The 13,652-nt window shown below is 72.7% G+C and carries 10 protein-coding genes; 2 read left to right on the plus strand and 8 right to left on the minus strand.

From position 1 onward, the window contains the following. Positions 1-139 precede the first annotated feature (139 nt). The 6 genes from AB0P17_RS30485 to rpe form a co-directional block, all read right to left on the minus strand. A complete protein-coding gene (locus AB0P17_RS30485; RefSeq protein WP_365815788.1) occupies positions 140-1,846 on the minus strand; it encodes an NAD(P)/FAD-dependent oxidoreductase in 1,707 nt (568 codons plus the stop codon). A gap of 113 nt (positions 1,847-1,959) precedes the next feature. Continuing rightward, a complete protein-coding gene (locus AB0P17_RS30490; RefSeq protein ID WP_365815790.1) occupies positions 1,960-2,787 on the minus strand; it encodes a carbon-nitrogen hydrolase family protein in 828 nt (275 codons plus the stop codon). Positions 2,788-2,980: 193 nt separating this feature from the next. Then, positions 2,981-3,433, minus strand: a complete 453-nt coding sequence (locus tag AB0P17_RS30495; RefSeq protein ID WP_365815792.1) for an Lrp/AsnC family transcriptional regulator — start codon at positions 3,431-3,433, stop codon at positions 2,981-2,983. A 106-nt stretch (positions 3,434-3,539) separates the two neighbouring features. Next, a complete protein-coding gene (locus AB0P17_RS30500) occupies positions 3,540-4,982 on the minus strand; it encodes a GuaB1 family IMP dehydrogenase-related protein (protein WP_365815794.1) in 1,443 nt (480 codons plus the stop codon). Between the two features lie 210 nt (positions 4,983-5,192). Continuing rightward, positions 5,193-6,242: a sugar-binding domain-containing protein gene (locus tag AB0P17_RS30505; protein WP_365815796.1), complete on the minus strand. Its 1,050-nt coding sequence runs from the start codon at positions 6,240-6,242 to the stop codon at positions 5,193-5,195. Positions 6,243-6,422: 180 nt separating this feature from the next. Further along, positions 6,423-7,106 carry a ribulose-phosphate 3-epimerase gene (gene rpe, locus AB0P17_RS30510; RefSeq protein WP_365815798.1) on the minus strand — a complete coding sequence of 228 codons (684 nt, stop codon included), beginning with the start codon at positions 7,104-7,106 and terminating at the stop codon, positions 6,423-6,425. 445 nt (positions 7,107-7,551) lie between these two features. On the opposite strand from rpe, the gene AB0P17_RS30515 reads away from it, so the two are divergent. Further along, positions 7,552-9,975, plus strand: coding sequence for an excinuclease ABC subunit UvrA (locus tag AB0P17_RS30515; protein ID WP_365815800.1), 2,424 nt, complete (start codon positions 7,552-7,554; stop codon positions 9,973-9,975). Positions 9,976-10,159: 184 nt separating this feature from the next. Here AB0P17_RS30515 and AB0P17_RS30520 read toward each other — a convergent pair whose 3' ends face one another. Both AB0P17_RS30520 and fmt read right to left on the minus strand, forming a co-directional pair. Next, positions 10,160-11,593: a transcription antitermination factor NusB gene (locus tag AB0P17_RS30520; protein WP_365815802.1), complete on the minus strand. Its 1,434-nt coding sequence runs from the start codon at positions 11,591-11,593 to the stop codon at positions 10,160-10,162. Between the two features lie 32 nt (positions 11,594-11,625). After that, positions 11,626-12,570, minus strand: coding sequence for a methionyl-tRNA formyltransferase (gene fmt / locus AB0P17_RS30525; RefSeq protein ID WP_365815804.1), 945 nt, complete (start codon positions 12,568-12,570; stop codon positions 11,626-11,628). Positions 12,571-12,914: 344 nt separating this feature from the next. Between fmt and AB0P17_RS30530 the strand changes: the two genes are divergently transcribed. Then, positions 12,915-13,448 (plus strand): hypothetical protein, encoded by a 534-nt coding sequence (locus AB0P17_RS30530; RefSeq protein ID WP_365815806.1) that lies wholly within the window; start codon positions 12,915-12,917, stop codon positions 13,446-13,448. Positions 13,449-13,652 lie beyond the last annotated feature (204 nt).

Raw genomic sequence — 13,652 nt, forward strand, 5'->3', positions numbered from 1 at the left:
ACCGCGCCGATGTACGCCCGCTTCGGTCGCCGGGGCCCGGCCGCGCTCGGCCCCGCTGCGCAGCCGGGCCTCCGCCCCGGCGCGGGCCGCCGGTGGACACCTGTCGTACGACGGGAACCGGGGGAACTCTCCCTCGGGCTCAGCCCTCCGGGAGTTCCACGGGCGCGAGTTCGTCGAACACGTCGCCGGGCCCGGGGTTGACCGGGTCGGTGGCGCCGCCGAAGTGGCGCATCACCCCCCACACCGCGTTGAGCGCGGTCTGCACGGCGCCCTCGGCCCAGCCCGCCGTCCACGAGATGTCGTCCCCTGCCAGGAAGATCCCCCGCCGGTCCGCGGGCAGCCGGTCCTGCATGAAGTGGGTGAACAGCCGCCGCTGATAGCGGTAGTGACCGGGCAGATTGGCCTTGAACGCGCCCATGAACCAGGGCTCGTTCTCCCAGGACACGGTCACCGGCCCGCCGATGAGGTGCTTCCTGATGTCGACCTTCGGATAGATCTCGCCGAGCGAGGTCAGCATCACCTCCATCCGCTCCTCCGGCGACAGGGGCAGCCACTTGAGGCTGTCGTCGCACCAGGTGTACGAGAGGCAGATGACCGCGGGCCGGTCGGGCCCGTCGTCCAGCAGATAGGTGCCCCGGGTCATCCGGTCGGTGAGTGTCATCGACATCGTGTCGCGCCCGGTCGGCTCCCCCCGGTCGTCCACGGCCTCGTCCAGCCAGAACGGCCGGTCGACCGGCACGAACAGCTTGGAGGACTCCATGTAGTGGGTGCGCTCCATCGCCGTCCAGTGGTCGATCGGGAAGAGCGACTCGTCGCAGGCGATCTTGGAGAGCAGCAGCCAGGACTGGGCGGTGAAGACCGCGGCGCGGTACGTGCGGATCCGGCCCGAGGCGTCCGTGACCGTGATCCGGTTGCCCGCCGTACGGTGCAGCCGGGTCACCGCGGGGCGCGGCGCGCCGTCGTGCAGCGAGGCGAGCGAGGTACCGGCCGGCCAGTGCGTGAGCTTGCCGGGCGCGCGCTCCCAGAGCCGCAGCGGAAGCTGCTGGCTGCCGCCGACGATCGAGCGGTGGTGGTCGTCGGCCTCGGTGTAGACGACCCGCAGGATCTCCAGGATGGAGTTCGGGAAGTCGGTGTCCCAGCCCCCGGTGCCGAAGCCGACCTGGCCGAAGATCTCCCGGTGCCGGAAGGACGCGAAGGCCGGGGAGTCGCAGAGGAAGCCGTAGAAGGTCTGGTTGTCGAGCCTCTCGACCAGCTTCGCCCAGATCTCCCGGATCCTGGGCACGTCGCGCTCGCGCAGCGCCCGGTTCATGGCGGAGAAGTCGGCGCCCTCCTCCAGCGCGGTGTTCCAGGCGTCCATCACCTCGTGGAAGACGGGCGGCAGTTCGTCGACGGTCCGCGCGTAGTGGGAGGTGCCCTTGAGGTCGACCACGGTGGAGGGGGTGCCGGGGGCCAGCGGGTTGGGGAAGGGCCGGGTCTCCAGGCCCACCAGGTCGATGTAGTGGCGCAGCGCGGTGGAGGACGGCGGGAAGCGCATCGCGCCCATCTCGGCGGTCAGCCCGGGGTCGCAGCCGTCGAAGCCGACGGTACGCAGCCGCCCGCCGATCCGGTCGGCCTCGTACACGACGGGCTTCAGCCCCATCTTCATCAGCTCGTACGCGGTGACGATGCCGGAGAGCCCGCCGCCGATGACGGCGACCTCCGTGCCGTGCTCGGCCGCGGGGATCTGGCCGAGCCCGGCGGGGTGGGCGAGGAAGTCGTCGTACGCGTAGGGGAAGTCGGGACCGGCCATGGTGACCGGCGGCTGCGCGTCGGTGTGCTGGACGGCGGTGGGCACCGTGGACGTCATGGGGTACGGACTCCTCGCGGCATACGGGACCGGGCGTGCGGGACAGGGCACGCGGAACAGGGGCGGAACGATTCGGCGGATTCGGGGAGGGGAACGGGAGCGGGCGCGGGGAGTCAGCCCAGCGATGGGTAGAGGCCGGGGCGGCGGTCGTCCAGATACGGGTTGGCCGCGCGGGAGGCGGCCAGGAGTGCGCCGTCGACCTCGCCGAGGAGCAGTTCCTCGCCGCGTCCGGCGCGGGCGCGGACCGCTCCGTCGGGGGCGGCCAGACAGCTCAGCCCGACGAACTCGAACGTGTCCCGCTCACCGGCCGCGCCCTCCTCGCCGGTCCGGTTCACGTACGCCACGTACATCTGGTTCTCGAAGGCCCGGACCGGCACCATCGATTCCGCGACGAACTGGAACGGGTGCATCTGGGCCGTGGGCACCAGCAGCAGATCGGTGCCGGCGAGGGCGTGGGCGCGGACGTTCTCCGGGAACTCCACGTCGTAACAGATCATGATCCCGAGCCGCAGTCCGGCCAGTTCGGCCTGGACGACGGGGCGCTCCCCCGGGGTGAACCAGGTGCGCTCGAAGGAGCCGAAGAGGTGGGTCTTGCGGTAGTTGGCGAGGCGGGTGCCGTCGGGGCCGATCAGCTGCGCGGAGTTGTAGACCGCGCCGCTCCCCGGTGCGGGGTCCCGCTCGGGGTAGCCGTAGAGCACCGCGAGCCCGTGGCGCCCGGCGATCTCCGCGACCGCCGCGCTGCCGGGGCCCTCGGCGGTCTCGGCGAGCCGGGGGACGGCGTCGCCGATGGCGTAGCCGGTGAGGAACATCTCGGGGCAGACGAGCAGCCCGGCCCCGGCCGCCGCGGCCCGTCCCGCGGCCTCGTCGAGCACGCGCAGACTGCCGTCGACGGAACCGGGCCGTCCCGAGCTCTGGAGCAGGGCGGTACGGAGCGGGGGCATGGCTGACCTCGGGCGGGGTGCGAAGGGGTCCGGCGGGAGTCCGCCGGGACAGCTCGACGGTACGGTCCGTCCGCCGGGCGCGACAAGACGCGTCCATTGCGCGCGAACCATCGATCCGTTGCGTGTTCGGCGGCCCCGGCGGCGATTCGTTGTCCACGGGGCGCGCGGAACCGGCACCGCGAGGAGCCGGCGGTTATGGCGGTCCGGCGGAGTGCCGGCGCAGCAGCGGGGACAGGACGAGCACCGACTTCGTGCGCTCCACGTACGGCTCGCCCGCGATCCGCTCCAGGACCTGCTCGAAGTGGCGCATGTCGGCGGCGAAGACCTGGACGACGGCGTCCGCCTCGCCGGTCACGGTGGAGGCCGCCACGACCTCGGGCAGCCGCTCCAGGCCCCGCCGGATGGCGTCGGGCGAGGTGTTGCGGCGGCAGTAGATCTCGATGAAGCCCTCGGTCTCCCAGCCGAGGGCGGCGGGGTCGACCCGTACGGTGAAACCGGTGATCGCGCCCGTGGCGCGCAGCCGGTCGACGCGCCGCTTCACGGCGGGCGCGGAGAGACCGACGAGGGAGCCGATGTCGGCGTAGGAGCGGCGGGCGTCCTCGGCGAGGGCGTGGACGATGCGTTCGTCAAGTTCGTTCAGTCGCACTGCTGGTGGTTCATTTCTCTGTGCGGGGGCTCCGTGCGGGGCTCCATGCGTGGCTCCGTGCCCTCCCGTACCCGAACGGTACGGGAGGGCCGTCCCGCCCGCCCGGTCAGCTCCAGCTGTTGTGCAGCGGCTTGCCCTCGGCGTATCCGGCGGCGCTCTGGACGCCGACGATCGCCTTCTCGGCGAACTCCGCGAGGGAGTTCGCGCCCGCGTAGGTGCACGAGGAGCGGAGGCCCGCGACGATCGAGTCGATCAGGTCCTCGACGCCCGGCCGCGCGGGGTCCAGGAACATCCGCGAGGTGGAGATGCCCTCCTCGAAGAGCGCCTTGCGCGCCCGGTCGTACGCCGACTCCTCGCTCGTACGGTTGCGTACGGCGCGGGCGGAGGCCATGCCGAAGGACTCCTTGTAGAGCCGCCCGTCGGCGGACTGCTGGAGGTCGCCGGGCGACTCGTACGTACCGGCGAACCAGGAGCCGATCATCACGTTCGACGCGCCGGCGGCCAGCGCCATGGCGACATCGCGCGGGTGCCTGACCCCGCCGTCGGCCCAGACGTGCTTCCCTGCCCTGCGCGCCTCGGCGGCGCACTCCAGCACCGCCGAGAACTGCGGGCGTCCCACGCCGGTCATCATGCGGGTGGTGCACATGGCGCCGGGGCCGACCCCGACCTTGACGATGTCCGCGCCGGCCTCGATCAGATCGCGTACGCCCTGCGCGGCGACCACGTTGCCCGCGACGACCGGGACCTTCGGGTCGAGCGCGCGGACCGCCTTGACGGCGCTGATCATCGACTCCTGGTGGCCGTGGGCCGTGTCGACGACCAGGGTGTCGACGCCCGCGTCGAGCAGCTGCGCCGCCTTGCCCGCGACATCGCCGTTGACACCGACGGCAGCGGCGATCCGCAGCTTGCCCTCGGCGTCGGTGGCGGGCGTGTAGAGGGTCGCGCGCAGCGCGCCCTTGCGGGTGAGGACACCGACGAGCCGGCCCTCGGCGTCGACGGCCGGGGCGAGCTTGCGGTTGGCGTTGTCGAGGGTGTGGAACGCCTCGCCCGGGTCGAGGTCCGCGGAGATCAGCACGAGGTCCTTCGACATCACCTCGGAGAGCTGGGTGAAGCGGTCCACACCGGTCAGGTCGTGGTCCGTGACGATGCCGACGGGCTTGCGGTCGCCGTCCACCACGACGCCCGCGCCGTGGGCCCGCTTGGGCAGCAGGGAGAGCGCGTCGCCGACGGTCTGGAACGGGGTCAGCACGATCGGCGTGTCGAGCACGAGATGGCGCGTCTTGACCCAGGAGATGACGTCGGTGACGACCTCGATCGGGATGTCCTGCGGGATCACGACCAGTCCGCCGCGCCGGGCGACGGTCTCGGCCATCCGGCGGCCCGCGATCGCGGTCATGTTCGCGACGACGAGCGGGACGGTGGTGCCCGTGCCGTCCGGCGAGGAGAGGTCCACGGCCTGGCGGGAGCCGACGGCGGAGCGGCTCGGCACCATGAAGACATCGTCGTACGTCAGGTCGTACGAAGGCGTGACGTCGTTGAGGAAACGCATACTGACTCTCTCACCTGCTGTTTCGCTTGAGGGGCGGGTGGGGAGTCAGCGACGGGCCCGGTGGGCCCCGGCTGCGGCTCCTACGCCATCATCACCGATCCGCCGGCGTTCTGGCGAACCTCTCGACCGGCTCTGTACGTTCCGCCAGGGAGCCGGTGGTGATCTTCGAAGCTTCCTCCGAAATCCCCCGTCGAATCCCCCGTCGGTGCCTCAGTCGTCGTCCGGGTCCGCCCGCTCCAGCGCGGGGTGCGGGGCGGGGGTGAACTCCGTCAGCAGGAAGTCGGCCGCGGCGGTGTCCGTGACCAGGCTGGTGACCAGCCCGGAGCGGAGTACGGCCCCGATCGCCTCGGCCTTGCGCAGCCCGCCCGCGATCGCCACGACCTCCGGGATACGGCGCAGCCGGTCCGCCTCGACGGTGATGCAGCGCTCGCCCAGGTCGCGGCCGACCCGGCGGCCCTCCGCGTCGAAGAGGTGCGCGGACATCTCCGCGGCGACGCCGAGCGAGGCGTAATGGGTGCGCTCCTCCTCGGTGATCATGTCGTGGACCGTGGAGATCCCGGGCTCCCAGGAGCCGATGGAGACGGCCGCGACGGTGACCTTGTCGAAGTACTCGAAGGCGCGCGCGATCCCGGTCTGGCTGCGCAGCGCGGCGGCGGTCGCCGGGTCGGGCAGCAGCATCGGGGCGTAGATGGGGTGCGCCTCGCCGCCGGAGACCTGGGCGGCGCGCCGGACGGCCTCGACGGAGCCGCGCTCGGCGGTGCCCGCGTCGTACACGCCGGTCAGCTGGACGACCGTGCAGGGCGGCAGCCGGTCGAGCGCGGCGGCCATGTGGATGGTGGAGCGGCCCCACGCGAGGCCGAGGACATCGCCCTCGACCACCAGTTCGCCGAGGAGATCGGCGGCGACCTCACCGAGGTTCTCGGGGTCGGGCGACTCGTCCTCGCCCTCCGCGGGGGACTCGACGACGACCGCGTGCCGCAGGCCGTAGCGGGCGCGCAGCGCGTCGGAGCGCTCGGCGTCCAGCTCGGCGGGGACGCGGATCTCGATCCGTACGAGGTCGCGCTCCAGCGCGGTCTCCAGGACCCGGGCCACCTTGAAGCGGCTGACGCCGAACTCCTCGGCGATCTGAATCTTGGACTTGCCCTCCAGGTAGAAGCGGCGGGCCATGGCCGCCGCCTGCACCAGTTCCGCGGGTCCCATCCGCAGGGCTGGCCGACCCGCCGACATACCAGACACCGCGATCTCCTCACCTTTGTTCACACTCTGGACTCGCTGTTCATCCTGTCAGATCCAGCGGTCCTTGATCGGCCTCGGAAGGCCCCGTTCATGTTCCTGTGGCTCACTGGTCGTCCACCGGGGAGCCGCGCCGCGCGCCCCGTTTTCCGCGGGTTCGCGGTGCCCGGGTTCGCGGTGCGCGCGCCCGGGTTCCCCGGCCGAGGATCAGTGGCCGCAGGCCCAGGAGGCCGCGGCGGTCGCCTCGGTCGCCTGGTTGCGCAGCATCCGTACCGCCGCCGCCGGATCGTCCGTGCCGTACACCGCGGATCCGGCGACGAAGACATCGGCCCCGGCCTCCGCGCACCGCTCGATGGTGGTCGCGGAGACCCCGCCGTCGACCTGGAGCCACAGTTCGAGTCCGTGCTTGGAGATCAGCTCCCGGGTGCGGCGGATCTTCGGCAGCATGATGTCCAGGAACGCCTGCCCGCCGAAGCCCGGCTCCACCGTCATGATCAGCAGCATGTCGAGCTCGGGGAGCAGGTCCTCGTACGGCTCGACCGGGGTCGCGGGCTTCAGCGCCATCGACGCCTTGGCGCCCTTGGCCCTGATCTCCCGCGCCAGCCGTACGGGGGCGGCGGCGGCCTCCACGTGGAAGGTCACGGAGCCCGCGCCGGCCTCGACGTACTGCGGGGCCCAGCGGTCGGGCTCCTCGATCATGAGATGGCAGTCCAGCGGCGTGTCCGTCGCCCGGGCGAGCGCCTCGACCACGGGCACGCCCAGGGTCAGGTTGGGCACGAAGTGGTTGTCCATGACATCGACATGGAGCCAGTCCGCGCCGTCGACCGCCTTCGCCTCCTCGGCGAGGCGGGCGAAGTCGGCGGACAGGATGCTGGGGTTGATCTGGGCCATGTGCCAAGCCTGCCATGCTCCGGAGCACTTCCCGACCGCCCCGGGAACCCGGGTACCGACCAATCCCGTACGGGAATGGGCACAGTCCGCGCAATCCTCGCGATTCTGTGGACAGATCGGGGTTTACGGAGAGATCGGCTTGACTCCCGCGGCTCCGGGCTTCCGGTCGGAACCGGGCGGAACCTCCGGCCGGAACCGGGCAGGACGTCCGGTCGGAACCGGGCAGGAATCGAGAAGCGCCGCCCGCCGCCCCGCCCGTAGCGTGGCGTGCGCGGACGGGGACCCGGTCCGGCGCCGCTGCGCCGCGGCGTCGGCGCCCGACGGTCCGGAACGACCGCACCCGAGGAAAAAATCCAGACGTACTGCCCGAAGCTGGTTAGATCGAGCCAGTCGACGCCGACGGAGATCGCCCGGACGACTCCGCCTGAACCATGGAGACACCACGATGAGCATAGCCACGAGCACGGGCCCGCAGCCGTCCGTGCCGGACGGCGTCCACAGCGCCGACAGCCACGATCTGATCCGGGTGCACGGCGCGCGCGTGAACAACCTCAAGGACGTCAGCGTCGAGATCCCGAAGCGCCGGCTGACGGTGTTCACCGGTGTCTCCGGCTCGGGCAAGAGCTCCCTGGTGTTCGGCACCATCGCCGCGGAGTCGCAGCGGCTGATCAACGAGACGTACAGCGCCTTCGTCCAGGGCTTCATGCCGACGCTGGCGCGGCCCGAGGTCGACGTGCTCGAAGGGCTGACGACGGCGATCCTCGTCGACCAGCAGCGGATGGGCGCCGACCCGCGCTCCACCGTCGGCACCGCGACCGACGCCAACGCGATGCTGCGCATCCTCTTCAGCCGGCTCGGGCAGCCGCATCTCGGCTCGCCCAAGGCGTTCTCCTTCAACGTCGCCTCGATCAGCGGGGCGGGCGCCGTCACCGTGGAGCGCGGCGGGCAGACCGTGAAGGAGCGCCGCAGCTTCAGCATCACCGGCGGCATGTGTCCGCGCTGCGAGGGCCGGGGCACCGTCTCCGATCTCGACCTGACCCAGCTCTACGACGACTCCCAGTCGCTCGCCGACGGCGCGCTGACCGTCCCCGGCTACAAGCCGGGCGGCTGGAACTACCGGCTCTACACCGACTCCGGCTTCTTCGACCCGGACAAGCCGATCCGCGAGTACACCGGGACGGAGCTGCACGACTTCCTCCACCGCGAGCCGACCAGGATGAAGATCGCGGGGATCAACATGACGTACGAGGGGCTGATCCCCCGGATCCAGAAGTCGATGCTCGCCAAGGACCGGGAGGGCATGCAGCCGCACATCCGGGCGTTCGTGGACCGGGCGGTCACCTTCACCGCCTGCCCCGAGTGCGACGGCACCCGGCTCAACGAGGGGGCCAGGTCCTCGAAGATCAACGGGATCAGCATCGCCGACGCCTGCGCGATGCAGATCAGCGACCTGGCCGACTGGGTGCGCGGCATCGACGAGCCGTCGGTGGCACCGCTCGTCGGCGCGCTGCGGGCGGCCCTCGACTCGTTCGTGGAGATCGGCCTCGGCTACCTCTCGCTCGACCGGCCCGCGGGCACGCTGTCCGGCGGCGAGGCGCAGCGCGTGAAGATGATCCGTCACCTCGGCTCCTCGCTCACCGATGTCACCTATGTCTTCGACGAGCCGACCATCGGCCTGCACCCGCACGACATCGGCCGGATGAACGGCCTGCTGCTGCGGCTGCGGGACAAGGGCAACACGGTGCTCGTCGTGGAGCACAAGCCGGAGATGATCGCGATCGCCGACCATGTCGTGGACCTCGGCCCCGGCGCGGGTACGGCGGGCGGCACCGTCCAGTTCGAGGGCACCGTCGAGGGGCTGCGGGCCGGCGGCAGCCTCACCGGCCGCCACTTCGACGACCGGGCCGCCCTCAAGGAGAAGGTACGGACGCCCACCGGGGCGCTGGAGATCCGCGGCGCGTCCGCGCACAACCTGCGTGACGTCGATGTCGACATCCCGCTCGGGGTGCTGGTCGTGGTCACCGGGGTCGCGGGCTCGGGCAAGAGCTCGCTCGTGCACGGGTCGCTGGTCGACGGCCCGGCAACGGCCGGCCCCGGTGTGGTGTCGGTCGACCAGAGCCCCATCCGCGGCTCGCGGCGGAGCAATCCGGCGACGTACACCGGACTGCTCGAACCGATCCGCAAGGCCTTCGCGAAGGCCAACGGCGTGAAGCCGGCGCTGTTCAGCGCCAACTCCGAGGGCGCCTGCCTCAACTGCAACGGCGCCGGTGTCGTCTACACCGACCTGGCGATGATGGCCGGCGTCGCCACCACCTGCGAGGAGTGCGAGGGGAAGCGGTACCAGCCGGCCGTGCTCGACCACCACCTCGGCGGCCGCGACATCAGCGAGGTGCTCGCGATGTCGGTGGCCGAGGCCGAGAGGTTCTTCGGCTCCGGCGAGGCGCGGACGCCCGCCGCGCACACGATCCTCGGCCGGCTCTCCGACGTCGGGCTCGGCTACCTCACCCTCGGCCAGCCGCTCACCACGCTCTCCGGCGGCGAGCGGCAGCGGCTCAAGCTCGCCACCCGCCTGGCCGAGAAGGGCGCCGACCGGCAGGTCTACGTCCTCGACGAGCCGACCACCGGCCTCCACCTCGCCGATGTCGAGCAGTTGCTCGGCCTGCTCGACCGGCTCGTCGACTCCGGCAAGTCGGTCATCGTCGTGGAGCACCACCAGGCGGTCATGGCGCACGCCGACTGGATCATCGACCTGGGCCCGGGCGCGGGCCACGACGGCGGCCGGATCGTCTTCGAGGGCACGCCGGCCGATCTCGTCGCCGACCGATCCACCCTCACCGGCGAGCACCTCGCGGAGTACGTGGGCGCCTGACCGGCGGCCTGAGCCGCCGCGCACGGACCGACGGCGGCTCAGGCCGTACACGACGTACCGGCCGTACACGGCGCTCAAGCCGTACGCGACGGAGAGGCCGTACGCGGCGCACAGGCCGTACACGACGCACAGGCCGTACACGACGCAGAGGCCGTACGCGACGCTCAGGCCGTACGCCGCGCGATCAGGCCGTACGGCGCAGCAGTGCCAGGTACATGGCGTCCGTGCCGTGCAGATGCGGCCAGAGCTGTACGTCGGGGCCGTCGCCCAGCGCCGGGACCCCGGGCATCAGGGGCCTGGCGTCGACCCACTCGGCCTCGACCGGCGGGCCGCCCCGGCCTCTGAGGACGTCCTCGACGACGACCCGGGTCTCGGCGAGATGCGGGGAGCACGTCGCGTACCCGACGATGCCGCCGACCCGTACGGCCTGGAACGCCTCGCGCAGCAGCCCGCGCTGGAGCGGCGCGAACCCGTCCAGGTCGGCCGGGCGGCGCCGCCAGCGCGCCTCCGGCCTGCGGCGCAGCGCGCCCAGCCCCGAGCAGGGGACATCGACCAGGACGCGGTCGAAGGAGCCCGGGCGCCAGGGCGGGCGGGTGCCGTCGGCGGCGATGACCTGATACGGGCCCGGGTTCCCGGCGAGGGCGCGTTCCACGAGCCGGGCGCGGTGCGGCTGCTTCTCCGCGGCGAGGAGCGCGGCGCCGCGTCCGGCGGCGAGCGCGGCCAGCAGCGCCGCCTTGCCGCCGGGGCCCGCGCAGCCGTCGAGCCAGCGTGTGTCGGCGCCCTCCAGCGGCGCGTTGGCCACGGCCAGGGCGACGAGCTGGCTGCCCTCGTCCTGGACCCCGGCGCGGCCGTCCCGTACCGCGTCGACGGCGCCCGGTTCGCCGCCCTCCGCGAGCCGTACGGCATACGGGGACCAGCGTCCCGGCAGCACCGTGTCCGCGCCGAACAGGCCGGTCAGCTCGTCAGTGGTGGAGCGTCCGGGCCGGGCCACGAGGGTCACCTCGGGGCGTTCGTTGTCGGCTTCGAGCAGGTCCTCGATCCCGGCGCGCCCGCCGCCGAGGGCGTCCCAGAGCGCCGAGACGATCCAGCGCGGGTGCGAGTGGACGACCGCGAGGTGGTCCTCCGCGTCCTCGTCGTACGGCGGCGCGACCCGTTCCAGCCAGCCGTCCAGGTCGTCCTTGGAGATCTTGCGCAGGACGGCGTTGACGAACTTGGCGCGCCCGTCGCCGAGCACCACCCGGGCCAGGTCCACGCTGGCGGAGACCGCGGCGTGGGTGGGGATCCGGGTGCCGAGGAGCTGGTGCGCGCCGAGCGCGAGCACGTCGAGCACCGGCGGGTCGACCTCCCGCAGCGGCCGGTCCACGCAGGCCGAGATGATCGCGTCGTACGTGCCCTGGCGGCGCAGCGTCCCGTACACCAGCTCGGTGGCGAGCGCCGCGTCCCGCGCCTCGAAGTCGCTGTTCTCGCGGGCCTTCTTGAGCAGCGGGGGCAGCACGAGGTTGGCGTAGGCGTCCCGCTCGTCGACGGCCCTGAGCACCTCGAAGGCGAGGAGCCGTACGGGGTCCTTCTTGGGGCGGCGGTACGGCTTGGAGGGGCGGCGCGTGGCCTGCTCGTTCAAAGGTGCTCCGCGGTGAGAAGAGTGGATCCCTCTCAGCCTACGTCGGCGGTGCCGAGCCGTTCGTCCGGGGCGATCCGCACCCCGCGCGCCCAGTCGGCGGCGCGCATCGGCTTCTTGCCCTGCGGCTGGACCCAGAGCAGTTCGACGGCGCCCGAGCCGGTGCCGGCGTGCACGGTGTTCTTGCCGACGGCGAGTTCCCCGGGCGCCAGGGTGTCGACCTCGGGTGCGAGCCGGGCCTGGACGAGCTTGAGCCGTTCGCCGCGGAAGAGTGTCCAGGCGCCGGGCGCGGGGGTGCAGGCGCGCACGACCCGGTCGACGCGGAGAGCGGGGGCGGCCCAGTCGACCTGTGCGTCCTCGACGGTGATCTTGGGGGCGAGGGAGATGCCGTCGGCGGGCTGCGGCACGGGGACCAGGGAGCCGTCCTCGATGCCGTCCATGGTCGCGGAGAGCAGTCCGGCGCCGGCGAACGCCAGCCGGGTCAGCAGGTCGCCGCTGGTGTCGGTGGGCCGGACGTGCTCGGTGAGCACGCCGTACACGGGGCCGGAGTCGAGCCCTTCCTCGATCTGGAAGGTGGCGGCGCCGGTCATGTCGTCGCCGGCCATGACGGCGTGCTGCACGGGCGCGGCGCCGCGCCAGGCGGGCAGCAGCGAGAAGTGCAGGTTCACCCAGCCGTGGACGGGCACGCCGAGGGCGGACTTGGGCAGCAGGGCGCCGTACGCGACGACCGGGCAGCAGTCGGGGCCGATCTCGCGCAGCCGGGCGAGGAAGTCCTCGTCCCGGGGCTTCGCGGGCTTGAGCACCTCGATGCCCGCTTCCTCCGCGCGCTGGGCGACCGGGCTGGCCACCAGCCTGCGCCCGCGTCCCGCGGGTGCGTCGGGCCTGGTCACGACGGCGGCGACGGTGTGCCGTTCCGAGGCGATGAGTGCGTCCAGGGCGGGTACGGCGACCTCGGGGGTGCCGGCGAAGACGAGCTTCATCGGTGGCTGACTACCTCTCGGACTGATGGTCGAACGGAGGGAGAGTACCGGCCGGAGGGCCGGAGACGCTCCCGCCCGGGCCGCCGCGCGGCGGCCCGGTGCCGCGGGACCGGTACGGATCTTCGCGGGCCGGTGAACGGCGTACCAGTGTAGATGCGCGAGCGGGGAGCCCCGTCCTCCCGCCTCGGGGGGCGTACGACGGCCTGTGCGCCCCGCGCATATGCGCATACGCCCCCGCAGCGTGACCACATCGCCCGATCGAGCGTTGTCAAGAGAGATTGACCCACACGGGCCGCACCGGTGCGGCCCGGATCCTTTTCCACGCCGGTTCGAGAGGCTTGTTCATGGCCGACCACGCAACCCACGACGCACAAGCCCGGGCAAGTCTGCACCTGTTGGTGCGGGACATCGAGCGGGTCAGGCGGCAGGTGGACGCGCTGCGCACGCTCACCGCCCAGTTGGGCAACGTCTACCGCCCGCGGCGCTCGGGCCCCTCCACGGGCTTCGTCGTCTACGGCAGGGCGCCCGCCCCGACCGTCCGCCTCGCGCAGGAGCTGAGGGACAGCGTCGAGACACTGGTGACCGCGGCGGTGGACTTCGACCGCTCGCTCGGGTTCTCGTGGGACGCGGTGGGGTCGGCGCTGGGGGTCACCAAGCAGGCGGTGCACCGGCGTTACGGTACGCGGCGGGCCACGCAGCAGCCCGGCGCGGCCGACACGGACCGCGCGCAGGACCCCGGCTCCGCCCGCGCCTCGCTGCCGGGCGCCGTCCCCGCGGTGCCGGCGGCCCGTTCGATGCCGCCGCAGCCCTCGGCGAGCCTCCCGTCGCTCCGCGAGGAGAGCCGCCCGAACGCCTTCCCCGGTCCGCGGGGCGGCTGAGACTTCCCCGCCCCGCTCTCCCCCGCCCCGCGCGCCGGAACCGGTCACTCGGCGACGGCGCGACGAGCCAGCCCGTACCGCACCCCCACCGCGTACGGGCGGCAGAGCGCGGTGCGGCCGGCAGCCGCCCGGCCGCACCGCCGCGCTCCGCTCCGTTCTGCACCGCCGCGCTCCGCTCCGTTCTGCACCGCCGCGCTCCGCTCC

Origin of the sequence: Streptomyces sp. NPDC088124 (assembly GCF_040685895.1) — a bacterium.
GTDB lineage: Bacteria > Actinomycetota > Actinomycetes > Streptomycetales > Streptomycetaceae > Streptomyces.

Bases quoted from the DNA above. Each gene is read 5' to 3' on its own strand.
- AB0P17_RS30530 (WP_365815806.1), top strand. From the start codon at position 12,915: ATGGCCGACCACGCAACCCACGACGCACAAGCCCGGGCAAGTCTGCAC.
- AB0P17_RS30490 (WP_365815790.1), bottom strand. From the start codon at position 2,787: ATGCCCCCGCTCCGTACCGCCCTGCTCCAGAGCTCGGGACGGCCCGGT.
- AB0P17_RS30500 (WP_365815794.1), bottom strand. From the start codon at position 4,982: ATGCGTTTCCTCAACGACGTCACGCCTTCGTACGACCTGACGTACGAC.
- fmt (WP_365815804.1), bottom strand. From the start codon at position 12,570: ATGAAGCTCGTCTTCGCCGGCACCCCCGAGGTCGCCGTACCCGCCCTG.
- AB0P17_RS30485 (WP_365815788.1), bottom strand. From the start codon at position 1,846: ATGACGTCCACGGTGCCCACCGCCGTCCAGCACACCGACGCGCAGCCG.
- AB0P17_RS30515 (WP_365815800.1), top strand. From the start codon at position 7,552: ATGAGCATAGCCACGAGCACGGGCCCGCAGCCGTCCGTGCCGGACGGC.
- rpe (WP_365815798.1), bottom strand. From the start codon at position 7,106: ATGGCCCAGATCAACCCCAGCATCCTGTCCGCCGACTTCGCCCGCCTC.